Here is a 22,187-nt window from a genome sequence, read left to right as displayed (position 1 = left end):
CGCTGGCCCGCGGGCGTGCCCGGCTGCCAGCCTCGTCGGGACATCCCTTCCCGTTCGAGGAGTTTTCGCATGGCCTTCATCACGAAAAATACGGATCTGGCCAGAGGCGTCAGGGGCGTCAGAGGCACCGGGCCGTCCGCGGTTTCCAGGGGCCAGGCGTCCGCCGTCCCGAAAGCCGCGGGCAGGGTCGCGGGGCTGGCCGTACTGGTGCTGGCGGCCTCCACGCCCGCGGCCGCCGCCGCCGGAAGCCCGGTCGGGGTGAGCCTGCCCGCGCCCGGCGGCCCCTATCCGGTCGGGACCGTGGCCATGCGGCTGGTCGACCGCTCGCGGCCCGACCCGCTGGTTGCGGCCAAGCCGTACCGGGAACTGATGATCAGCCTGTGGTACCCCGCGACGGGCGGCGGACCGCTCGCGCCGCACATGGCGCCGCTGGCCGCCGCCGACTGGGACCGGCATTCGGCGCCGCCTCTGGGCATCGCCGAGGGCGGCGTCGCCTGGGCCGCCACCCGCACACATGCCCGCGTGGGCGCGCCGGTCGAGCCGCGTGCGGGCAGGCTGCCGGTGGTGCTGTTCGGTTCGGGAGACGGCGGGCCGCGCACGCTGGGCACCACCCTGGTCGAGGACCTGGCCTCGCGCGGCTACCTGGTCGTCACCGTCGACCACACCTATGAAGCCGACCAGGTGGAGTTCCCCGGCCGGCGTCTGGTGCGCGCCCTGCCGCTGCCCGCGAAGCTGACACCGAAGGTCATCGCCAGGCTGCTCGCCCGGCACGCGGCGGCGCGCCTGGCGGACATGCGCTACGTCCTGGACCGGATCACCGCCCTGGCCCACGGCCGCCCGATCGGCGGCAGACCGCCCGCGGGGATGCTCGGCGCGCCCGACACCTCTCGGGTGGGGGTGCTGGGACAGTCGCTGGGCGGGTCGGTCGCCGCGCAGCTGACACGGGTGGACACCCGCGTGGACGCGGGCGTCAACCTCGACGGCGCCTATGTCGGCCCGGTGGCCACCCGCGGCGTGAACAGGCCGTTCCTGCAGCTGGCGGCCGAGACCCACACGCGTGACGGCGAGCCGGGCTGGAAGTCGTTCTGGCGGGCCTCGACCGGATGGAAGCGGGAACTGCGCTTCAAAGGCGCGGTCCACGGCTCGTTCACCGACCTCCAGCCGCTGCTGCCGCAGATCGCGGCCAAGCTCCCCGGGGTGCCGCTCGCGGACTACGTGGGCACCATCGATCCCGGCCGTTCGGTGGCGGCCCAGCGGGCCTACGTCGGGGCCTTCTTCGACCTGCACCTGCGGGGCAGGCCGACCCACCTGTTCGATGGCCCCGGCACCCGCTTCCCCGAGGTCTCCCTCATCCCCTGACCTCGTCCGCGACCTCGTCCGCGCGGTCCGCCGCATCGGCAGGAGGCCCACACCGGCCTGTCGTCGCCGTGCCGGGGTCGGCGAAACGGACGTCCGACGGAGCCGATGGCTGGATACTGATCTTCCAGCATCGGGACAGCCAGGGAGGAACCGGATGGAGACCGAGGGCCGCACAGCGGAGATCATGGTCGCGGAGGCCCGCAAGGCGTTCTGGGTGATGGTCGGCTTCCTGGCCCTCATCTGGGCGCTGCAGGTCGCCAACTGGCTGTCGGGCTACGAGCTGAGCTACGAGCACGGCATCCAGGCGTGGCACCCGGAGAGCCTGCCCGACATCCTCTCGGCCCCGTTCCTGCACTTCAGTTGGGACCACATCGAGGGCAACTCCGGGCCGCTGTTCGTCTTCGGGTTCCTGGCGGCCTACCGGGGTGTCCGGAGGTTCCTCGGGGTCACGGGGTTCATCGTCCTGGTCAGCGGCCTCGGCGCCTGGTTCACCTCCAGCCCGCAGAGTGTCGGCGCGGGCGCGAGCGGCGTCGTCTTCGGCTACTTCGGCTATGTCCTCGTGCGCGGCGCGTTCGACCGGCACCTGATCGACATCGTGGTCGGCGTGGTCATGGCCCTGTGCTTCGCCTACCAGTTCGCCGGGCTGCTGCCCGAGGAGGGCGTCGGCTGGCAGGCCCACGTGTTCGGCTTCCTCGCCGGGCTGGCCGGCGGCTGGCTGTTCCGCGACCGCCGCTCCCGCCCCCGCCCGGTCCCGACCACCCCGCAGCGGGAGCCGAGGTCCGCGCTGCTGAAGGAACTGGACGACCTCGGCCTCTGACGGCCGTACGGCGCTTTCTGCTCCGCTCAGGAGCCGGAGCGATTCCCCGGCTTTTCTCCGTCGGCCGGGAACGGGTCGAAGAAGCCTTTCTTGGCGCGGCGGAGGAAATCCGCCCAGGCGTCGAATCCGAAAAGGACGCCGCATTGTCCCGGGACGGTTATCCGTACCCCGTCGCGGTCCATTATGACGATCACCCGCACGCCCGCGCCTCCCGCTCGTCCGGGGCCGGGCGGGCGTCGCCGTCCGACGTCGGGCGGGCCTCCCCGCGCGGACCTGGACCGGCGTCCTCGTCCCGGGCCGGGCGGGCGTCGAGGGCGCACCAGACCGTACGGCCCCGCGTCCCGTGGCCGCGAACTCCCCAGTGGCCCCGGGACAGCTCCGCGACGATGGCCAGGCCGCGCCCGCGCTCCTGGTCGTCCGGTACGGCGCGCGGCACGCGCGGGTCCCACGGGACGCCGCCCGGGTCGGTCACCTCGACGCGCAGCAGATCGCCCGCGCGGGCGAGGACGAGCAGAACCAGGTCGTACGGCCCGGCCGGGCGGGCGTGCACGACCGCGTTCGTGACGAGTTCCGAGGCCGCCAGCCGTACGTTCTCATAAGCCGGGTGGTCCGCGCCGATCCATTCCGCTATTCGGGCGCGAGCGTGGGCGGCGGACGACGGATCGGTTTTCAGATACGCCTCCCCGAGGACCTTCGTGCATTCTTGCGCGGGTCCGCCCGTGGAATCGGTCGCGCGATTCATTCTCACCTGCTCCGCCTCCGCCGACGATTTTTCTATTGCGCCTTCGCAGCATGGCATCGGCCGGATACATTGGGTATGCGAACGGCTACGGTCCGTTCCACGCATCCCGCGAAACCTCAGGCGAAACGAGGTGATCCACCCGTGCCCGGCCCCAAGGATCTCGACCCCACGAAGTCACCGGTGGCCTTCTTCGGCTACGAGCTGCGGAGATACCGGCAGGAGGCCGGTCTGACCCAGGACAACCTGGCCAGGCGGGCCGGGTTCGCGCTGACCACGGTCTCCATGGCCGAGACCGGCTGCCGCCCGCCGACCGAGGAGTTCGCCCGCCGCTGCGACCAGGCGCTGGGCGTGGGTGGCGCGCTGATCCGAATCAAAGAGATGATCGACAACGTCTCGGCCCAGCTCCCGGCGTGGTTCCGGCCGTGGGCCGAGATCGAGCAGGCCGCCGAGAGTCTGCGCACCTGGCAGCCGCTCCTCGTCCCCGGGCTGCTGCAGACGGCCGAGTACGCGAGGGTCCTCTTCGTCAACGAGCCGGGAGCCACGGCGGAGAAGGTGGAGAAGGACGTGGCCGCCCGGCTGGACCGGCAGCGCATCCTGGAGCGGGACGACCCGCCCATGCTCTGGGTCGTCCTCGACGAGGGCGTGCTCACCCGGCCGGTCGCCGATGACGCGGTCATGGCGGCGCAACTGGACCGCCTGCTGGAGGCCGCCGCCCTGCCGCACGTCACCATCCAGGTGGTGCCGTTCGACGCGGGCGCCACCGTCGGCCTGCTGGGAGCCTTCGCCATTGCACAGGTGCGGGGGCTGACAAATACTGTCTACATGGAGTCGGCCGGTCAGGCGCAGGTCACCGACCGGCCCGTCGACGTCGCCGACATCACCGTCAAATACGAGGCGATCCGTTCCGAGGCGCTTCCCCAGCGGGCGTCACTGGAGCTGATCAGGGAGACGAGGGACCGATGGACCGCGAGCTGATCGAGGCCGTGTGGGTGAAGTCGCCGTTCTCCGGCGGTAACGGCGGCGACTGCGTGGAGGTCGCGAAGCTGTCCGGTGGCCGGGTGGGTGTGCGGGACAGTAAGGATCCGTCGGGTCCGGCGTTGGTGTTCACGCCGGGGGAGTGGGCGGCCTTCACCCGCTGGGTCCGCACCGACGACACCGTCTGATCTGGGCCAGGGCGAAGCTCAGACGTCCAACTCCCGAAGCCGTCATACCTGTGGGACCACCTGGACGCTAAGGCATGAACCAAGCGAGGCCGTACCGGTGTCATGCCCCAACAGCTCCTGCTGATCTTGTAGTTGAGTACGCGAACTTTCCCTCGGGGCGGTGGACGCGTCCGTGATCGCGGTCGCGGAGAGACTTCGTGTTCAGGAAATCGCCACTATAGATCATCGACACTTCGGGGCCGTGAAGAACTCACAGGGCGGCCACTTCACGTTGCTGCCGTAGCCGTCGGCCTCCGTCCTGCGGGCTGCCGGAAGCCGACCACCCGTAAGGCACGGACTCCGAGCCCCATTCGTAGCGATCTGCGAAGATGATCACATGGATGAGTTGATCCCCGTGCTGCGGGTCGAGGACGCCGCGGTGGCGGTCGGGTGGTACGAGCGGCTGGGATTCACCAAGCAGTGGGAGCACCGATTCGAGCCGGACCTTCCCGCTTTCGTCGAGATCGCCCGGGACGGGATGCGGATCTTCCTGTCCGAGCACGGGGGTGACGCGCGTCCCGGCACACTGCTGTACCTTCGGGTGGCCGACGTCGACGCCGTGGCCGCCGAGTTCGGCGTCACGGCGCGGGACCTGCCCTGGGGCCGCGAGGCCGAGATCCGCGATCCCGACGGCAACCGCATCCGGGTCGGCGTCTCGACGGCCTGACGGGGGACGGGCTGGCGTCTTGACGGCCTGACGGAGGAGACGGGTTGCCATTTCAGCGGCCTGACGGGGGCGGGCCGGCATCCCGAGGACCTGACGGAGGAGCGGAAAGTGAACGAGCCGGTGCCCGCCGAGCTGCTGGAGATCGCCGACGCCCTGCTGCCGGGCGCTCCGCTCGACACGGCCCGCCTCTTCGGCGGCGGGATCCACGACGTCGTCCTGCTTCCCGGGGTCGCGGCCGTGCGGGTCACCAAACGCCCGTCGGGGGCCGCCGCGCTGCCGCGCCGTACCGAGATCCTGCGGGTGGTCGCCGCGGCCGGTCTGCCGTTCGCGGTGCCGGAGCCGTTGACGCCGGTGACGATGTTCGGGGAGCGCGCGGCCGTCGCCGTCTCGTGGCTGGACGGCGCCGCGATGCCCGACGACGTGGGCGACCCGGAGGGGATCGGCGAGCTGCTGCGGGCGTTGCGGGAGCTTCCCGTCACCACGGAGCTGAAGGCGGTGCTGGGCGAGCCGCGCACTTTCACCGGCGGCCACCACTGGTCGGAGATCCTCGCCGAGGAGGTGCTCCCGCGCCTGCCCGCCAGGTGGCGGGAGGAGGGCCGGCGGCGTCTCGACGACGCGATGGCCCTGGAGGAGGTCCCCGACGCCCTCGTCCACGGCGATCTCGGCGGCGGCAACGTCCACTGGGGTGAGGACGGCAAGCTGGTCGGCGTCCTGGACTGGGACCGCGCCCACCTGTTCGACCCGGCGGTCGACGCCGCCTTCATGGGATGGGTGCACGGCTGGGACAACGTCCGTGCCGCCGTGGACGGCGGCACCTACCGCCGCGCCCGGGTCTGGGACCGTACGTTCGGTGTCACCCACCTCGTCGCGGCCCTCGACGGCGCGCCCCTGGGGAACGCCGAGAGCTATGTAGAGCACATCGTCGCCTGGCTGGAGCAGTACGGCTGAGCGCCGGCCGTACGGATTACCGGAAGATTTCCGGTGCGATCCTGTCCGGAAGCGGGGGGCCGGTCCGTCATCGTGATGAGCCCCGGTACCGGGGAGCGACAGGAGACACCGAGGAGCCGTGAAGATGAAGTACATGATGTTCGTGTGCAGCGACGCCGAGCCCGACACCGACACCGTCGACATGCCCGACATCGAGAAGTGGGTCGCCGAGAACGACTCCCGGGGCCGCCGCCTGGACGGCAGCGTGCTGGGGTCGACGTCCGCGGCCACCACGGTCCGGGTCCGCAACGGCCGGTTGCTGGTATCCGACGGGCCGTTCGCGGAGACCAAGGAGGTGATCGTGGGCTACGACCTGCTGGAGTGCGCGGACCTGGACGAGGCGATCGAGGTGGCCCGCGCCCACCCGATGGCCCGCAACGGGCGGCTGGAGCTGCGCCCGCTGATCGACCTGGCCGACTGACGGCGTGACCGATGAGACGCCCGCGGCCGCGGCGGCCATGACGCCTGAGGCCGCGACGACGTCCACGACGCCCGGAGCCGAGGCGTCCGCGGCCGCGGCGTCCACGGTGCCCGAAGCTGCGGCGTCCACCGTGTCCGGAGTCACGGCGTCCGCGGACGCCGTGGCCGGTGCCGTCGCGGCCGCGGGCGTCGACGCCCGCCCGCGGATCGTCGCCGCGCTGATCCGCGTCACCTCCGACTGGACGCTGGCCGAGGACTGCGCCCAGGAGGCGTTGGCGCTCGCCCTGTGGCGGTGGCCGCGGGAGGGCGTGCCGGGCAATCCGGGCGGCTGGCTGATGACGGTGGCCCGCAACCGCGCGATCGACGTGCTGCGCCGCGCGTCGGTCGAGCGCCGCAAGCTGGCCGAGGTGGCGGCGCTCGCCCTCACCGACCCGGTCTCGTCCCCGGAAGAGCCCGGGGACGAGGTCGTGGACGATCGGCTGCGGCTGATCTTCACCTGCTGCCATCCCGCGCTCTCCCTGGAGGCGCGGGTGGCGCTGACGCTGCGGACGGTCTGCGGGGTGCCGACCGCCGACATCGCGCGGGTCTTCCTGGTCGGCGAGTCGGCCATGACCCGCCGCCTGACCCGGGCCAAGACGAGGATCGCCGATGCCGGGATCCCGTACCGGGTGCCGACCGGCCCGGCGCTCGCCGAGCGGCTCCCCGGCGTCCTGGCCGTGCTGTACCTGCTGTTCACCCATGGCTACAACGCGGACGGCCGGCCCGCGTTCGCCGACGAGGCGATCCGCCTGGCCCGGCTGCTGAGGGAGCTCATGCCCGGTGAGGGCGAGGTGACCGCGCTGCTGGCGCTGTTCCTGTTCCAGCACTCCCGGCGCGACGCCCGCCGCGACGACCACGGCGATCTCCTGGCCCTGGACCGACAGGACCGGCGCCGCTGGGACCGCGACGCGATCACCGAGGGCCTGCGCCTCCTCACGGAGACGCCGCAGGACGACCTGTACGCGCCGCGGGACCGCCCGCACGCGCCGCGGGACCGCCCACACGCGCCGCGGGACGGCTCGCACGCGCCGCGGGACGGCCGGCACGCGCCGAGGGATGATCCGTATGCGCCGCAGGACGGTCCGTACGCGCTGCAGGCGCGGATCGCCGCCTGTCACGCCACCGCCGTCTCCGCCGGCGCCACCGACTGGCCGGCCATCGCCGCGTGCTATGACCGGCTGGCCGGGATCCAGCCCTCACCGGTGGTCGAGCTGAACCGCGCGGTGGCGCACGGCTACGCGCACGGGCCGGGGGCCGGGCTGGCCCTGCTCGCCCGGATCCGCGCCGGAGGCGCCCTGGAAGGCCATCCTCTCGCCGTCGCCGCGGAAGCCGACCTCACCGCCCGCCGGGGAGATCCCGGAGACGGTGACCGGGCCGCCGTCCTGTTCCGGCGGGCCGCCGCCGCGGCCCACTCCGAACCCGAACGCCGGGCGCTGCTCGACCGCGCCGACGAGGCGGCGCGTCGTCGTCCGGCGGACCGGCCGGCGGACCGGCCGGCGGACCGGCCGGCGGATCGGTCGGCGGATCGTCCGGCGGGAGGACCCACGGGAGAAGATCCACAGAACAGGATCTAGGCGGGCCAGGGCACGGAGGCCCATCCGGGGAGGGTGAACCACCGGGGTACGGCGCGGCGCAGCGCCTCGGGCCCCCGTACCTCGACCGCGTGGGCGCGCAGCGCGTCCGGCCAGCTCAGCTCGCCGCGCCAGATCCCGACCATGCTGCGCACGTCGGCGGTGACCGTGACGGCCACGGCGTGGCCGGGGTCCGTGTCGCAGACGTCGACCTCGTCGCGCGTGATCACGAGCCACCAGTCGCGGCCGCCGGGCGGCGCGTCCGGGAACCGGAACTCGACGACCGTCCGCCCGTCCGGGACGGCGGACAGGTCGACGTTGCGGTGCATGTCCCACAGCAGCAGCTTCGGGTCCAGGTCGTCGTCGCCCAGCTCTCCGATCCAGCGGACGCCCCAGGCGGCGAGCGCCTCGATCATCGGCCGCAGCTCGTGCCCGGCCCGGGTCAGGACGTACCGCACCTCGTTGTCCCTGACGTGCCTCTCCACGATGCCGGCCCGGGTGAGCCGGTGCAGCCGCCGGGACAGCAACGTGGGGGACATGCGCGGCAGGCCGCGGCGCAGATCGTTGAAACGCTCGGTGCCGCACACCAGTTCCCGGACGACGAGCAGCGTCCAGCGTTCGTCGAGCAGTTCGGCGGCCTTGGCGACCGGGCAGAACTGGTGGTACGAGGAGCCCATGCCCGCAGTCTGGATCCCGCCCGTCATGAACGCCAGGGGGGAGGCGTGCCGGGTCCCGGCGGACGCCGGTACAGATCGTGTACTGGATGGCGCCCCCGTGGCTCCTTACCGTCGGTTCCAGTCCATCGCGGATCACGACGAGGGAGAGACGCCATGACCGCACAGAGCGATCCGCCGCAGGCCGACCGCGACCTGAAGGCCCGGCACCGCGCCATGTGGGCGCTGGGCGACTATCCCGCGGTCGCCGCCGAGGTCATCCCCGGGCTGGGTGAGATCCTGGTCGAGGCGTGCGGCGTGGGACCGGGGCACCGGGTGCTGGACGTGGCCGCCGGGTCCGGGAACGCGGCCATCCCCGCGGCACTGGCCGGGGCGGACGTGGTGGCCGGCGACCTCACCCCGGAACTGCTGGAGGCCGGACGGGCCGTGGCGGAGCGGCGCGGCGCGGTGCTCGAGTGGCGGCAGGCCGACGCGGAGGCACTGCCGTACGCCGACGGCGAGTTCGACACGGTCATGTCCTGCGTCGGGGTCATGTTCGCTCCCCACCATCAGGCCGCCGCGAACGAGCTGGTCCGGGTCTGCCGTCCGGGCGGAGTGATCGGCCTGATCAACTGGACGCCGGAGGGGTTCGTCGGCCAGATGTTCGCGGCGATGAGGCCGTACGCGCCGCCGCCTCCGCCCGGCGCGCAACCCCCGCCGCTGTGGGGCAGCGAGGACCACGTCCGGGCGCTGCTCGGGGACGCGGTCACCGATGTCGTCGCGCGCCGGCGGACGGTCACGATCGACCGGTTCGCCCACCCAGCCGCCTTCCTCGACTACTTCAAGGCCAACTACGGACCGACCGTCGCCGCCTACCGGGGGGTGGCCGGGGATCCCGGCCGGGCCGCAGCGCTGGACCGGGCTCTCACCGAGCTGGCCCGAGCCCATATGCGGGAGGGGGCGACGATGGAGTGGGAGTACCTCCTCCTCACGGCGCGCAGGCGAGGCTGACGGCGAGACCGCCCACCCGGAGTGCCTGTGCGGGCGCCCCTCCCACCGCTCGCCGTAAGGGATGTGCCAAAATTCGGGCATAGTGTGTATATTTTCCGTAATTGGGTCTCATCTGAGGGAGGATTTATCGTGCGAGCGTTCCCGCGGGTGCTCTTCGACGAAGCACACAGCGAGTCATGGACGATCCGCCGGGAGGTCGCCGAGACGATGAATCCAGGCCATCCCGACGACAACAGCTACGCCCGTGCCGCCGACGTCCTGCGCCGCCTCGGCCACACCGTGGCCGCGCACACCGAGGGGCCGGTCACCCCGGCCCTGCTGGCGGGACAGGACGTCTTCGTGATCGCCCACCCGTCGGCCGGCCGCTGGGAGCGCACCACCGGCCTGGGCAGCCCGGTCTTCCCCGTGGAGGAGCTCGACGCGATCGAGGAGCACGTCCGGGGCGGCGGCGGCCTGGTCGTGCTCGCCGAGTGCGAGCAGGAGAAGTACGGCAGCAACCTCACCGACCTGCTCGCCCGTTTCGGCGTCGGCGTCGAGCACCTCACCGTCCAGGACCCGCGCAACGCCCACAACGGCGTGGCCGCCTGGGTCCTCGGCACGCCCGCCGCGGCCGAGGGCGAGGACCCGCTGGCCGGCGCCCGCCGCGCCTGCTTCTACCGTGCCGGGGTCCTCACCGCCCCCGGGGACGCGACCGTGCTGTTCTCCACCTCGCCCGCCGCCGACCCCGCCGGCCGCCCGCTGGCCGTGGCCGTACGGCACGGCGAGGGCCGCGTCGTCGTGCTCGCCGACTCCGACCTGTTCGGCGACGACTCGATCGGCGACTACGACCACGCCGCGCTGTGGGGCAACCTCGTCACCTGGGCCGCGCGGATCCCCGCCGCCAGGGCCGCCGCCACCGGCGAGACGGAGGCGCGGGCCGCCTTCCGCGAGCTGAAGGAGGCCGTCGAGGCGCTGAAGCCGCTCCAGGCCAAGGACGGCTCGGTCGAGCGCGACCACGAGCGGGCGGCGGAGCTGGTCGCCGAGATCGCCGGCCACGTCACCCGGCTCGCGCCCCGCTTCCCGCACGACGAGGCGTACCTCGCCGCGGTCGTCACCGACCTGAACCGGTGGGCCGAGGCGGGGCTGGGCGTGCCCGACTTCCTGGACTCGCTCAACGCCTTCCACCCCGACACCCAGCGGGTCGACGGCCTGGAGCACCTCGTCGTCTTCCCGATGTACACCCAGAACGGCACGACCTTCCGCTATCTGGAGGCCGTCTGGATCCGCACGATCTGGCCCGAGTGGCTGGCCGAGCTGGAGCGCACCCGCTACGACAACGCGCTGTTCGTGCCGATCGCCTTCGAGGACTTCACCTCCGGCTACGACACCAACTCCGCGGTGCTGTTCCCCGAGACCGTCGCGGTCCGCGAGACCCCGCCCCGGTTCACCTGGGGCGGCATCTTCGCCGACCGTGAGGCGGCCCGGTTCCGCGCGGTCAGCGGCGCCGCCGCGAGCACCCTGAAGCTGGCGCTGCCGCCGGACGCCGCCCGGCTCGTCGCCTCCCAGGAGCTGGCCCAGGACACCTTCGTGCTGTGGGACCTGATCCACGACCGCACCCACAGCCACGGCGACCTGCCGTTCGACCCGTTCATGATCAAGCAGCGCATGCCGTACTGGCTCTACTCGCTGGAGGAGCTGCGCTGCGACCTGACCGCGTACGGCGAGGCGGTGAAGCTGGAGGCCGAGGGCGTGCCGCACGCCCGCTACGTGCAGATCGCGATCCTGTTCGACCGGCTGTTCCGCTTCCCGATCACCGGCGAGCGGGTCCGCAACTACGACGGCCTGGGCGGGCAGCTCCTCTTCGCCTACCTGCACCGCAACGACATCGTCCGCTGGACCGACAACCGGCTGAGCGTCGACTGGACCCGAGTGGCCGGCGGTGTCGCCGACCTGCGCACGGAGGTGGAGAAGCTCTACCGCGACGGCATCGACCGCTCCAAGCTCGCCCACTGGCTCGCCGCGCACCAGCTCGTCGCCGCCTACGTCGAGCCGCACCCGGCCTCGGTCTGGGCGCGCGGGGTGGACGCGCTGCCGGTGGAGGGCTTCCCGAAGGCGGTGGTGGACGCGGTGCTGCCCGACGAGTTCCCCCTGAGCATGTTCTACGAGGCCCTGCGTCGTAAGCTCACCGACGTCATCGACTCCACGAAGGGGATCCGAGCATGATCATCCTCGTTGCGGGCGCGGCGGGACCCACGGGCCAGGCGTTCGTCCGCCGCTTCACCGACAAGGGCCACACCGTCATCGGCGTCGACAGGGCCGGGGCCGACGGCGACCGCGCGGTCGACCTGCTCGACTTCGACGCCGTCAAAAGGCTCGCCCGGGACGTCGAGGCCGAGCACGGCCGGGTGGACGGCATCGCCCACCTGGTCGGCGGCTGGCGCGGCGGGAAGACCTTCGCCGAGACGAAGCTTTCGGACTGGAACCTCCTGCACGACCTGCTGATCCGCACCCTCCAGCACGTCACGCTCGCCTTCGAGCCGTTGCTCAAGGCGAGTGAGAGGGGCCGGTTCGCCATCGTCTCGGCCACGGCCGCCCAGAACCCCACCCAGGGCAACGCGGCCTACGCCACCGCCAAGGCCGCCTCCGAGGCGTGGACGCTGGCCTTCGCCGACGCGCTGTCCGGCACGAACGCCACGGCGAATATCCTGGTCGTCAAGGCCCTGGTGAACGACGCCATGCGCGCCGCGAGCCCGGAGCGGAAGTTCCCCGGCTTCACCGATGTCGCCGACCTCGCCGGAGCGTTCGACGCGCTGTGGGAGACCGACGCCAACGGCACCAGGATCGACCTGACCCGCGGGTAGCGCCCGCGGGGACGACACCGACACAGACGACGACGGCACCGACGTGCGGCGCCCGGAGCCGGGCGCCGCACCGCACGGGGCCCACGCCCGCGGGCGGGGGACGCGACGCACGACAGCGGCCCGCCGGCGCACGGCGGGCCGTACCGCTTGAGAGGGACACGTGACCGACGCCATCCGCAGGCACGACCCGCTGGTGAAGAGCTTCGCCAGCGACAACTACGCAGGGGTCCACCCGGAGATCCTCCAGGCGATCGCCCTGGCCAACGAGGGCCACCAGATCGCCTACGGCGCCGACGTCTACACCGAGGCGCTGCAGGAGGTCTTCCGGCGGCACTTCGGCCCGGCGGCCGAGGTGTGGCCCGTGTTCAACGGCACCGGCGCCAACGTGGTGGCGCTGCGGGCGATGACCGCGCACTGGGAGGCGGTGGTCTGCGCCGAGTCGGCGCACATCCACACCGACGAGGGCGGCGCGCCGGAGCGGGCGGCGGGCCTGAAGCTGCTGACCGTGCCCACCCTGGACGGCAAGCTCACCCCCGAGCTCATCGACACCCAGGCGTGGGGCTTCGGCGACGAGCACCGCGCCCAGCCCAAGGTCGTCTCGATCACGCAGTCCACCGAGCTGGGCACCCTCTACACCCCCGAGGAGATCAAGGCGGTCTGCGACCACGCCCACTCCCTGGGCATGCTCGTCCACCTCGACGGCTCCCGCATCACGATCGCGGCCGCCGCGCTGGGCGTGCCGATGCGCGCGTTCACCACGGACGCGGGCGTGGACGTGCTGTCCTTCGGCGGCACCAAGGCCGGGATGATGTTCGGCGAGGCCGTCGTGGTGCTCAACCCCGACGCCGTCCGCGGTCTGCGCTACATCCGCAAGACCCAGATGCAGCTCGCCTCCAAGATGCGGTTCGTCTCGGTGCAGTTCGAGGCGCTGCTCGCCGGGGACCTGTGGCGGCGCAGCGCGGGCAACGCCCTCGCCATGGCGCGGCGGCTCGCCGACGCCGTCCGGGAGATCCCGGGGGTCCGGGTGCCGCGGCCGGTGGAGGCCAACGCGGTCTTCGCGATCCTGCCGCGCGACGTCACCGAGCGCCTGCAGAAGCGCTACCGCTTCTACACCTGGAACGAGGCCACCGGCGAGGTGCGCTGGATGACCGCCTTCGACACCACGGAGGCCGACGTGGACGCCTTTGCCGCCGCGGTGGCCGAGGAGATAGGATCTTCCGTATGACGACGCGCAGCACAGGGCTGTGGCGGGCCGCCCATCGGCGGACCCGCTTGCCAGCCTGACTGCGCACCCGAACGGCCGCCGTGAACCGGCGGCCGTTTCGCGTTGTACGGCCCGGCGGGCGCGGGCGGCCTCCTTCCACCACAAGGAGCGACCATGACGAAACGCGTTTTCTCCGCCTTCACCGCCAGCGGCCACCTCACGCTCGGCAACCTCCTGGGCGCGATGCTGCCCGCCGTACGGCTCCAGGACGAGGCCGACTGCGTCTACGCGGTCGCCAATCTGCACGCGCTGACGGTCAGGCACGACCCCGCCCTGCTGCGGGAGCGCACACTGGAGATGGCCACCCTCATGCTGGCCTGCGGGATGGACCGCTCGCTCGTCTACATCCAGTCGGAGGTGCCCGCGCACACCGAGCTGTCCTACCTGCTGGAGTGCACCGCCCACTACGGCGAGATGCGGCGGATGATCCAGTTCAAGGAGAAGTCGGCGGGCAACGAGGAGGTGCGGCTGTCGCTGCTGACCTACCCCGCACTGATGGCCGCCGACATCCTGCTGCACCGGGCGCACCAGGTGCCGGTGGGGGAGGACCAGCGCCAGCACGTCGAGCTGACCCGCGACCTGGCCCTGCGCTTCAACAACCGGTACGGCGAGACGTTCACGCTGCCGGAGGCGGTGCATCCGCCGGTGGCGGCCCGGGTGATGGACCTGGCCGACCCCACCGCCAAGATGAGCAAGTCGCGGGGATCGGCGGGAACGGTCTACCTGCTCGACGACCCGGCCGACGCGCACCGCAAGGTCATGCGCGCGGTGACCGACTCCGGCGGCGAGGTCGTCTTCGACCCCGCGAACAAGCCCGGCGTCTCCAACCTGCTCACGATCCTGTCGGCGTGCACCGGCAGGCCGGTGGACTCCTTCTCCTACCAGGGCTACGGCGCGCTGAAGCGGGACGTGGCGGAGGCGGTGGTGGAGACGCTGCGACCGATCCGGGAACGGCACGCCGAGCTGTCGGCCGACCCGGCGGAGCTGTCGCGGATCCTGACGGCCGGCGCGGCGCGGGCCACCGAGCGCACGGCCGGCCTGATGGCCGCGGCCCGGCACGCGATCGGCCTGCCCTGAAGGGGTGGCATCGGCTTTTCGGGTGCCGTCGGCCGGACCTGCCCTCGTGGACACGCTCGCTCAGGCGTCCAGAAAGATCGAGGTGTCGAGGGTGAGGCCGATCGGGTCGGGAAGGCGGAGGAGCTCGCCCATCTTCACGGTCGTCACCGTCCGGTAACCGTCGTCGCCGGGGTCGCCGTACAGGACCACGGTCCGCGGGTCGGCCTCGGCGTCGACGACGAGCAGGAACGGCACCCTTCCGCGGGCGTAGAGAAGGGGCTTGTCCTCGCGGTCCTCGCGCACGCTGCCGGCCGACACCACCTCCGCGACCAGGATCAGCCCGTCGGACAGGATCTCCCGCTCGCCCCGGCGTGGTGCGTCGGCCGGCCCCATGGCGAAGTCGGGGATCAGCGGTTCACGGGTCCAGGAGATGCACACGTCGAGCTCGGGCCAGGTGCGCCAGCCCCGCTCCCGGGCGAGGGGCAGGAACGCCTCGACGAGCAGCGCGATGGTCCAGGACTGCCGGGGGGTGCTGCGCGGGCTCACGATCACTCTTCCGTTGATGATCTCGACGCGGAAGCGTGGCAGGTCGGGGAGCCGATCGACGACCTCCCGGAGCGTGGTGGGTGTCCGCGCCGTCCCGCCCTCGCCGGGCTCCGGGACCCCGCCGCGTCGCTCCTGCGACGTGGCGGGCGCGCCGTCGTGGTGAACTCGCCTGGAGGCCATGACCATTGCCTACCCCGTTCCCGCGAAACGACTTCCGTGGCACCGAGTATCGAAGCCGTCACTCCGTGTCGCCGCGCGTTCGCGGAAGTGAGCGTGAGCGGTGCGGTCGTACGCGGGGAGGTTCCGGGTGCCGACGCGGGAACGGGGACTCAGTTCTTCTGGCCGGTCTCCTTCTCGTAGGCGGTGAGCTGCTGCTCCAGCGCCTTCATCAGCTCGAACACCTGGCTCGGGGGGAGGCGGATGCGGCTGACGATCCGGGTCGGCACGCTCACGAAGTGCTGGCCGGAGGAAGGGTCGTTGGCGAGCTGCGGCGGTCTGGTGATCACCGCGAAGTCGAGGACGAAGCCGTCCTCGGTGTGCCACACGGAGGCGAAGTTGGCGTACTGCCCCGCCTCGACCTCGGCCGAGATGCTCACCTCCAGGCGGTTCTCGGGCTCGTCGTTCACCATGGGTCCTGTCTCCTCAGGGCCGGGTCGCGCCATGCCGTCCCGGCCGGGACCGGGCGTGCGGGGACGTGGCGCGATCGAGGGGGCGGCGGTCAATGGGGCGGCGGTCGATGGGGCGGTCGGGCGGTCGCGGGGCGGTCAGCGCGTGGGAGGCAGCGGCTCGGCGCCGCGTTTCCTGAGCATGTCGGTCATCAGTGTGATCTCGCCCGTCTGGCCTTCGACGATGTGCCGGGCCATCGTCGCCACCTCGGGACGGTCCGACTGCTTGAGCAGGGCCTCGGCCATCTGCACGCCGCCCACGTGATGCCGGATCATGAGCTGGAGGAACAGGATCTCCTGATCCTTGCCGGACGCCCCGCGGAGCTTCGCGAGCTCCTCGGGGGTGGCCATGCCCGGCATCTTCGCCGGGGCGGCGGCCGTCCCGGCGTGGCCGTGGCCGCCGGCCATCCACGCCATCGGCGGTCGTTCCGACGACTGCTCCAGATCCCACTGCTGAAGCCAGCCCATGAAAATTCCACGCTGGGCGGTCTGGGTGACGATGATGTCGTAGGCGAACCGCCGCAGATCCTCGTCGGTGCTGCCGTCCCGGGCGATGAAGGCCATGTCCACGGCCTGGGCGTGGTGCGTGGCCATGTCGCGGGCGAACCCGGCCTCGGCGGAGGCGTCGGTCGGATCCGTGTCGCGGCCCACGACCAGCAGGAAGGCCACCGCCAGGACCAGGATTCCGGCCAGTGCGGCGACCGCCGTACGGCGCCGGGGCTTGGGTGCGTCATCGACAAGGGGTTCCATCGCTCACCCAGCGTACCCACTGTGATGAATCGTTGCCGTGTCACACGTTGTGATTTGTTGTTTATTCCTGGCACACCCACCTAGGGCATAGTCTGACCCGGAATTGGTCGCTATGGAGGGTCGATGTCGAAGGACAAGACGCAGGCGAGGCGGGAGCATCTTGCCCGGATGCGTGCGGAGCAGAAACGCAAGGAGCGCCGGACCGCCTTTCTGATGTGGGGCATCGGTGGCGCCGTGATCGTCCTGCTCGTCGGTGTGGTGGCCTTCTACATGGTCAACGTGCGGGCGACCACCTCGCTGGACGGCGTCGCCACCGCCGACTACCCCGGCGCCCAGCACGTCGAGACCAAGGTGGCCTACAAGGAGACCCCGCCCATGGGCGGGGAGCACAACCCCGCCTGGCAGACCTGCGCCGTCTACGACAAGCCGATCAACAGCGAGAACGCCGTCCACTCGATGGAGCACGGCGCCGTGTGGATCACCTACCGGCCGGACCTGCCCAAGGACCAGGTGGACAAGCTCAAGGAGCTCGCCTCCCAGGACTACATGCTGATGAGCCCCTACCCGGACCTGCCCGCGAAGATCGTGCTCAGCTCCTGGAACCGGCAGCTCACGGTGAACAGCGCCGACGACCCGCGCGTGCCCAAGTACATCGCCAAGTACCGCAACAGCGGCGACCAGGCCCCCGAACTGGGCGCCTCCTGCACCGGCGGTGTGAACACCACCACCGCCGAGGCTCCGATCCCGGCGGCGGCCCCCTCTCCCGGCGCGTCGGACGCCCCCTCGCCGGGCGCCTCGGACTCTCCGAAGCCGGGCACGTCGCCCGAGCCGTCGGCCTCGCCCAGCTCCAGCTCCTGACCGGTGGTTCCCGCCACCGGCTTCTGATCATGAGCTTCTGACCACCGGTTTCCGGTCACCGGAACCCGAGCGACGCGAAGAGGCCGCCGCCCGATCGGGCGGCGGCCTCTTCCATGTCGTCTTCCACGCCGGGGAGCTTCCGCGTCCTCCGGTTCCGTGTCGTCCGCTTCCGTGCGCTCCGGTTCCGTGTCGTCCGAGGTTCCGGACGGCACGGAAGCTCCGTTACTGGTCGGCGGGGGCGGAACCCGCCGACGCCAGGATCTGGTCCAGGGCCGCGGGGGAGGAGGCGATCTGCCCGACCTGGTCCTGGGTCAGGTCCTTGCCGTTGAGCTTCAGCGTGGGCGTGCCCTGGACCTTCTGCTCCTCGGCGTACTTGGTGGCCTTGTCGATGTCGCCGGCCTTCTGCATCCCCGTCACGCACTTCTCGAAGTCCGCGCTGTAGAAGCCGAGGTCGCGGGCCCAGGACAGCAGCTCCGCGTTCTCGAAGCCGTTCTTGCCCTCCACCGGCTGGTGGGTGAAGAGCGTCTTGGCGTACGAGGCCCACTTGTCGGCCGGGGCGCAGAACGCCGCGTTCGCCCCGCGGCGCGAGACCGAGGGCATGGGCTCGGCGAAGGAGGGCGCCTTGAAGAGCTGGAACGGCCGGTAGACCACCTTGGCCTTGCCCTCGGCGGCGGCCTGCTTCAGCGCGTCGCCCGCCGCCTCGTCCAGACTCTTGCAGGCGGGGCACTGGAAGTCCTCGAAGACCTCCAGGGTGGGGCCGGTGACGCCCTCCTTGCTCATGAGGATCGACCCGTCCTCCTGCCGGGTGGTCGGCGCCAGCGGCCCGGTGTAGGCGACCGCCTTCGGCGCGTCGCCGCCACCGCCGGAGCTGTTCTTGACGACGACGAACCCGACCACCACCGCCGACACGAGGACGAGGCCGCCGGCCACGCCCAGCAGCAGTTTGCGCTGCTTGTCGCGGGCCGCCTGGCGCTTTCGCTCCTCCGCGAGCCTCTCCCTGGCGCTTCCTTGCCGGGCGCTCTTGCTCATCTGTGTCGTCTCCTGGGGAATCTTCGTTTCAAAGGGTGGTCAGGTGTTCTCAGGCTCCGCTGCCGAGCCTGCGGTACTCGTCCGTGAGCACCAGGCCGAGCAGCAGCAGCGTGATCACGTGCACGGCCGTGCACCAGAGGCAGATCTTGCCGAGGACGGCGAGTTCGGCGGTGACGAGGTACACCACGAACAGCGTTCCGACGATCACGGAGGCGAGGCGCCCCCAGCGCGCGACCGGGTGGGCCGAGGACCACGCCGCCGGGACGACCAGTGCGCCGAACCCGGCGAAGAACGCCAGCCCCAGCAGGGGGACGGGGATGCCGAACAACTCGGAGTAATCGCTGGTGGTGACGGAGGCGCAGTCGATCGTCGCGTTCTCCGTGCAGAGCGGTACCTCACCGCGGTAGTGGACGACGGTGAGGTAGACGGAGACCGCCAGACCCGCGAGGGTCAGGAGGCGCAGCGCCGTCAGCAGGCCGGGCGAGCGCACCGGTGCCGTACCGACCCGCGGGTCGACGTTTCCCACCATGAACCATCCTTCTTCTGGGCAAGGGGACTGCGCTCCGCCGCTGGTCGTCCGGGGGAGGGCTCCACCGGCTCGACACCTGGCCGGGCATTGTATGTTAGATTGCCACAGATAAGAAGATCGTTAATAAAGCGGTTGTTTGGCCGCTTTGTGATGGTCTCTGGTGGTCCGGGATTCACCCGGAACGGGGCCCCTCGCGGGTGCGGGCCCACCCGGGCGTGACGCCCGGCGGAAACGGGCGCCGGGCGGAAACGGATCCGGGCCCGTACGGACGCGGGACGGGATCGACACCCGGCGGGACGTACCCGGCGCGAGCGGACGTCAGGGCATCGGGACGTCAGGCTGACGCGGGCCTCAGGCCAGGACCCGGTCCAGCGGCATCGCCTCCAGCCCGTGCGCCTCGGCCACGGGCTCGTTCGTCAGGTGTCCCTCGTGCGTGTTCAGGCCCAGGGCCAGCGCCGGGTCGCCGCGCAGCGCCTCCCGCCAGCCCAGGTCGGCGATGGAGACCGCGTAGGGCAGGGTCACGTTGGTCAGCGCGTACGTCGAGGTGTGCGGGACCGCGCCCGGCATGTTGGCCACGCAGTAGAAGACCGAGTCGTGCACCCGGTAGGTCGGCTCGGCGTGGGTGGTGGGGCGGGAGTCCTCGAAGCAGCCGCCCTGGTCGATGGCGATGTCCACCAGGACCGATCCCGGCTTCATCTGCGCCACCAGCTCGTTGCTCACGAGCTTCGGGGCCTTCGCGCCCGGCACCAGGACCGCGCCGATGACCAGGTCGGCGGCCAGGACCGCGCGCTCGATCTCGAAGGTGTTGGAGGCGACCGTCTGGCAGTGCCCCTGGTAGATGACGTCGGCCTGGCGCAGCCGGTCGATGTTCTTGTCCAGCAGCACCACTTCGGACTGCATGCCCAGCGCGATCACCGCGGCGTTCATTCCCGACACCCCGGCGCCGATCACCACCACGTTGGCGGCGTGCACGCCCGACACCCCGCCCATCAGGACGCCGCGCCCGCCGCCGGACCTCATCAGGTGGTAGGCGCCCACCTGCGAGGCGAGCCGTCCGGCGACCTCCGACATCGGGGCCAGCAGCGGCAGCGCGCCGTTCGCGGTCTGCACGGTCTCGTAGGCGATCCCGGTGACGCCGGAGTCCAGCATGGCCCTGGTGCACGGCTCCGACGCCGCCAGGTGCAGGTAGGTGAACAGCACCTGCCCCTTGCGCATCCGGTGGTACTCCTCGGCGATCGGCTCCTTGACCTTCAGCACCAGGTCGCCCTCGGCCCACACGTCGTCCGCGGAGGCGATGATGGTCGCCCCCACGGCCTCGAAGTCGGAGTCGGGGATGGACGACCCGGCTCCGGCGTCCTTCTCGACGAAGACCTCGTGACCGTGCCGGGCGAACTCGTGGGCTCCGGCGGGGGTCAGGGCCACCCGGTACTCCTGGTCCTTTACCTCGCGGGGAACGGCGATCTTCATGGCACCTCCAGGATTCGCGCCCGTGTCCTCCTTCACTCTCGGTTCCCTGCAAAGAGAGCACTACGCACATGCTGCAAGGAATCGACCTCCTTTGGTGACGGGTTGTCAAACGCGGTGGCTTCTCATGTTTCCGGAAGCCGCCTTGACCATCCGGTTACCCCCTCCTTTGACTGATCGGTAGGCTCGCCGCGAGCACAGCGAGGAATGCGGAGACATGCCGATGGGGAAGCACGCCGGTCCGGGCAGGCGGCCCGTGCCGAAGGGAGCTCCACCCGCGCACCCGGGGCGGGCGGAGCCCCTGACCGCGCCTCTGACCGCCCCGCTCGGCCCGCCCGGGCCCGGGGGCCCGCCGGGTCCGGACGGGCCGGAGGGGCCAGGGGGGTCCGCCGGGGTCCCCGACCCCACGTCACCCGGGATGCCGGACGTCCTCGGAACGTACGGCGCCGTGCCCTCCGGCCCGCCCGGGGGTCTGCCGCGCCCGGCCGGCGGCGTCCCCGGGCCCGCCGGAGACGCCGCCCCCGGGCCGGGCGGGCCGATCCCGCCCGTCCCGCCGGTGCCGCCCGGCCCGGTGCGGCCCGGTGAGCCCGGGGCCGTCCCCGATCCCGGGACGCCCGGCGACCCCCGGGCGAGCCGGCTCACCACGGGAGTCCTGATCGCGGCCCTCGTCGTCGTCGTCCTGGTCACCGGCGTGCTCGCCACCCTCGCCGTCCTGATGACCCGCAACCCCGACGCGCCGCTCGGCGCCAGGCCGCCGCAGCGGCTGGCCGCGCCCATCCACTTCGCGCCGGTCCTCGCCGCCCAGCCCGGCCCGTGCGCCAACGCCGAGGACATGCCCGACGAGACCGGGCAGACCTGCTACACGCTGGCCGAGGGGGTCAGCGTGAACGCCGTACGGAAGATCGAGACGGTCCGCGACGCGAACGGCGGCTACGCGGTCAGGGTCGCGTTCGCCCCCGCCTTCCGCGACCTGATCAACGACCTGACCAAGGACGCGCTCAACCAGCAGATCGCGATGGTCGTGCAGGAGAAGGTGCTGGCGGCCCCGCGGGTGGCCCAGGAGATCACCGACGACAGCCTGAGCGTCACCGGGTTCGCCACCAAGGAGGAGGCGGACGCCCTCGTCTCCCGGCTGGGCGGCGTCCCCGGCACCTCCGTGCCCTCGACGCCGCCGCCGGGACAGCCCCAGCCGAACCAGTCGATCTTCACGCCCCCCGGCTCCACGGACTCCGACCCGGCCGCGACGCCCCCGGCGACCCCGCCCGCGACGCAACCCACGGCGCCTTCCGCGACGCAACCCGTGGCTCCTCCCGCGACGCAGCCCACGACGCCGCCCGCCACGAACCCCGCAGCCGCGCCCGCGACGACGGCCCCGCCGCGGGGGACCGCGGACCGCCCCACCGCCCCGGCCGACTCCACCGCCTCCACCGACTCCGCGACGCGCACCGGGCGGACCACCGCGCCGGACGGCGCCATCGCACCTGCCGAGAACGGTCACGACCCTCGATACCGCACGTGCAAGGAGGCGATCGACGACGGATACGGCCCCTACACCAAGGGTCGGCACGCCGAGTACGACTGGTACAAGGATGTGGACGGCGACGGCGTCACCTGCGAGAGCAGGAACTGACCCCGCCCCCGGGCGGGCCCCGCCGGACCCGTGCCCCGGTCGCGCGCCGTACCACCCGGCAGGGTCGCCGGACGGCCGTCGTGTCCGG

The 22,187-nt window shown here is 72.0% G+C and carries 24 protein-coding genes; 15 read left to right on the top strand and 9 right to left on the bottom strand.

Annotation, left to right across the window (positions count from 1 at the left end; genetic code table 11):
- The first annotated feature begins 69 nt into the window (after nucleotides 1-69).
- Together ACFYSC_RS01940 and ACFYSC_RS01935 are read left to right on the top strand one after the other, a co-directional pair.
- Nucleotides 70-1,359: an alpha/beta hydrolase family protein gene (locus ACFYSC_RS01940; RefSeq protein ID WP_389955281.1), complete on the top strand. Its 1,290-nt coding sequence runs from the start codon at nucleotides 70-72 to the stop codon at nucleotides 1,357-1,359.
- 154 nt (nucleotides 1,360-1,513) lie between these two features.
- The gene (locus ACFYSC_RS01935; protein WP_389955278.1) at nucleotides 1,514-2,176 is read left to right on the top strand and encodes a rhomboid family intramembrane serine protease; all 663 of its coding nucleotides are present in this window, start codon (nucleotides 1,514-1,516) and stop codon (nucleotides 2,174-2,176) included.
- Between the two features lie 26 nt (nucleotides 2,177-2,202).
- On the opposite strand, the gene ACFYSC_RS01930 is transcribed toward ACFYSC_RS01935, so the two are convergent.
- Both ACFYSC_RS01930 and ACFYSC_RS01925 read right to left on the bottom strand, forming a co-directional pair.
- Nucleotides 2,203-2,376, bottom strand: a complete 174-nt coding sequence (locus tag ACFYSC_RS01930; RefSeq protein ID WP_389955275.1) for a hypothetical protein — start codon at nucleotides 2,374-2,376, stop codon at nucleotides 2,203-2,205.
- On the bottom strand, nucleotides 2,367-2,918 hold the full coding sequence (locus tag ACFYSC_RS01925; RefSeq protein ID WP_389955273.1) for an ATP-binding protein: 552 nt from the start codon (nucleotides 2,916-2,918) through the stop codon (nucleotides 2,367-2,369). Before ACFYSC_RS01925 ends, ACFYSC_RS01930 begins: the two co-directional genes overlap by 10 nt.
- Before the next feature lie 141 nt (nucleotides 2,919-3,059).
- Between ACFYSC_RS01925 and ACFYSC_RS01920 the strand changes: the two genes are divergently transcribed.
- The 6 genes from ACFYSC_RS01920 to ACFYSC_RS01895 all read left to right on the top strand — a co-directional run bounded on the left by ACFYSC_RS01920 (nucleotide 3,060) and on the right by ACFYSC_RS01895 (nucleotide 7,807).
- Nucleotides 3,060-3,893: a Scr1 family TA system antitoxin-like transcriptional regulator gene (locus tag ACFYSC_RS01920; protein ID WP_389955270.1), complete on the top strand. Its 834-nt coding sequence runs from the start codon at nucleotides 3,060-3,062 to the stop codon at nucleotides 3,891-3,893.
- A complete protein-coding gene (locus ACFYSC_RS01915; RefSeq protein ID WP_389955267.1) occupies nucleotides 3,878-4,081 on the top strand; it encodes a DUF397 domain-containing protein in 204 nt (67 codons plus the stop codon). The genes ACFYSC_RS01920 and ACFYSC_RS01915 overlap by 16 nt, the downstream gene beginning before the upstream one ends.
- A gap of 376 nt (nucleotides 4,082-4,457) precedes the next feature.
- Nucleotides 4,458-4,787, top strand: a complete 330-nt coding sequence (locus ACFYSC_RS01910) for a glyoxalase superfamily protein (protein ID WP_362928713.1) — start codon at nucleotides 4,458-4,460, stop codon at nucleotides 4,785-4,787.
- A gap of 108 nt (nucleotides 4,788-4,895) precedes the next feature.
- Nucleotides 4,896-5,735, top strand: a complete 840-nt coding sequence (locus ACFYSC_RS01905; protein ID WP_389955263.1) for a phosphotransferase family protein — start codon at nucleotides 4,896-4,898, stop codon at nucleotides 5,733-5,735.
- 124 nt (nucleotides 5,736-5,859) lie between these two features.
- Entirely contained in the window at nucleotides 5,860-6,195 is a 336-nt protein-coding gene (locus tag ACFYSC_RS01900) for a YciI family protein (protein ID WP_389955258.1), read from the top strand.
- Nucleotides 6,196-6,199: 4 nt separating this feature from the next.
- A complete protein-coding gene (locus ACFYSC_RS01895) occupies nucleotides 6,200-7,807 on the top strand; it encodes an RNA polymerase sigma factor (protein ID WP_389955255.1) in 1,608 nt (535 codons plus the stop codon).
- Here ACFYSC_RS01895 and ACFYSC_RS01890 read toward each other — a convergent pair.
- Nucleotides 7,804-8,481, bottom strand: a complete 678-nt coding sequence (locus tag ACFYSC_RS01890) for a winged helix-turn-helix transcriptional regulator (protein ID WP_389955252.1) — start codon at nucleotides 8,479-8,481, stop codon at nucleotides 7,804-7,806. The genes ACFYSC_RS01895 and ACFYSC_RS01890 overlap by 4 nt on opposite strands.
- 153 nt (nucleotides 8,482-8,634) lie before the next feature.
- Here ACFYSC_RS01890 and ACFYSC_RS01885 point away from each other — a divergent pair, with 153 nt between their 5' ends.
- The 5 genes from ACFYSC_RS01885 (at nucleotide 8,635) to trpS (ending at nucleotide 14,649) form a co-directional block, all read left to right on the top strand.
- Entirely contained in the window at nucleotides 8,635-9,468 is an 834-nt protein-coding gene (locus tag ACFYSC_RS01885; protein WP_389955250.1) for a class I SAM-dependent methyltransferase, read from the top strand.
- Nucleotides 9,469-9,597: 129 nt separating this feature from the next.
- Entirely contained in the window at nucleotides 9,598-11,670 is a 2,073-nt protein-coding gene (locus ACFYSC_RS01880; RefSeq protein WP_389955247.1) for a DUF6421 family protein, read from the top strand.
- Nucleotides 11,667-12,308, top strand: a complete 642-nt coding sequence (locus ACFYSC_RS01875) for an SDR family NAD(P)-dependent oxidoreductase (protein ID WP_362928727.1) — start codon at nucleotides 11,667-11,669, stop codon at nucleotides 12,306-12,308. The genes ACFYSC_RS01880 and ACFYSC_RS01875 overlap by 4 nt, the downstream gene beginning before the upstream one ends.
- Nucleotides 12,309-12,468: 160 nt before the next feature.
- On the top strand, nucleotides 12,469-13,533 hold the full coding sequence (locus tag ACFYSC_RS01870) for a threonine aldolase family protein (protein ID WP_389955243.1): 1,065 nt from the start codon (nucleotides 12,469-12,471) through the stop codon (nucleotides 13,531-13,533).
- A gap of 153 nt (nucleotides 13,534-13,686) precedes the next feature.
- On the top strand, nucleotides 13,687-14,649 hold the full coding sequence (gene trpS / locus ACFYSC_RS01865) for a tryptophan--tRNA ligase (protein ID WP_389955240.1): 963 nt from the start codon (nucleotides 13,687-13,689) through the stop codon (nucleotides 14,647-14,649).
- Nucleotides 14,650-14,709: 60 nt separating this feature from the next.
- On the opposite strand, the gene ACFYSC_RS01860 is transcribed toward trpS, so the two are convergent.
- The 3 genes from ACFYSC_RS01860 to ACFYSC_RS01850 form a co-directional block, all read right to left on the bottom strand.
- Nucleotides 14,710-15,354: a Uma2 family endonuclease gene (locus ACFYSC_RS01860; protein ID WP_389955237.1), complete on the bottom strand. Its 645-nt coding sequence runs from the start codon at nucleotides 15,352-15,354 to the stop codon at nucleotides 14,710-14,712.
- A 149-nt stretch (nucleotides 15,355-15,503) separates the two neighbouring features.
- Nucleotides 15,504-15,803: a DUF3467 domain-containing protein gene (locus ACFYSC_RS01855; RefSeq protein ID WP_218911607.1), complete on the bottom strand. Its 300-nt coding sequence runs from the start codon at nucleotides 15,801-15,803 to the stop codon at nucleotides 15,504-15,506.
- 135 nt (nucleotides 15,804-15,938) lie between these two features.
- Nucleotides 15,939-16,589, bottom strand: coding sequence for a DUF305 domain-containing protein (locus ACFYSC_RS01850; protein WP_389955235.1), 651 nt, complete (start codon nucleotides 16,587-16,589; stop codon nucleotides 15,939-15,941).
- Nucleotides 16,590-16,712: 123 nt separating this feature from the next.
- Here ACFYSC_RS01850 and ACFYSC_RS01845 point away from each other — a divergent pair, with 123 nt between their 5' ends.
- The gene (locus tag ACFYSC_RS01845; RefSeq protein ID WP_389955232.1) at nucleotides 16,713-17,447 is read left to right on the top strand and encodes a DUF3105 domain-containing protein; all 735 of its coding nucleotides are present in this window, start codon (nucleotides 16,713-16,715) and stop codon (nucleotides 17,445-17,447) included.
- A gap of 222 nt (nucleotides 17,448-17,669) precedes the next feature.
- On the opposite strand, the gene ACFYSC_RS01840 is transcribed toward ACFYSC_RS01845, so the two are convergent.
- The 3 genes from ACFYSC_RS01840 to ald all read right to left on the bottom strand — a co-directional run bounded on the left by ACFYSC_RS01840 (nucleotide 17,670) and on the right by ald (nucleotide 20,472).
- Nucleotides 17,670-18,476 carry a thioredoxin domain-containing protein gene (locus tag ACFYSC_RS01840; protein ID WP_362940629.1) on the bottom strand — a complete coding sequence of 269 codons (807 nt, stop codon included), beginning with the start codon at nucleotides 18,474-18,476 and terminating at the stop codon, nucleotides 17,670-17,672.
- 49 nt (nucleotides 18,477-18,525) lie between these two features.
- Nucleotides 18,526-19,005, bottom strand: a complete 480-nt coding sequence (locus ACFYSC_RS01835) for a vitamin K epoxide reductase family protein (RefSeq protein WP_362940626.1) — start codon at nucleotides 19,003-19,005, stop codon at nucleotides 18,526-18,528.
- Nucleotides 19,006-19,356: 351 nt separating this feature from the next.
- Nucleotides 19,357-20,472 carry an alanine dehydrogenase gene (gene ald / locus ACFYSC_RS01830; protein ID WP_389955228.1) on the bottom strand — a complete coding sequence of 372 codons (1,116 nt, stop codon included), beginning with the start codon at nucleotides 20,470-20,472 and terminating at the stop codon, nucleotides 19,357-19,359.
- A gap of 415 nt (nucleotides 20,473-20,887) precedes the next feature.
- On the opposite strand from ald, the gene ACFYSC_RS01825 reads away from it, so the two are divergent.
- Entirely contained in the window at nucleotides 20,888-22,099 is a 1,212-nt protein-coding gene (locus ACFYSC_RS01825; RefSeq protein WP_389955226.1) for an excalibur calcium-binding domain-containing protein, read from the top strand.
- Nucleotides 22,100-22,187: the final 88 nt, after the last annotated feature.

Source organism: Streptosporangium sp. NPDC004379 (assembly GCF_042873875.1).
Taxonomy (GTDB): domain Bacteria; phylum Actinomycetota; class Actinomycetes; order Streptosporangiales; family Streptosporangiaceae; genus Streptosporangium.
Note: the sequence above shows the minus strand (reverse complement) of the source record. Positions and strands in the feature narration are given on the sequence as shown.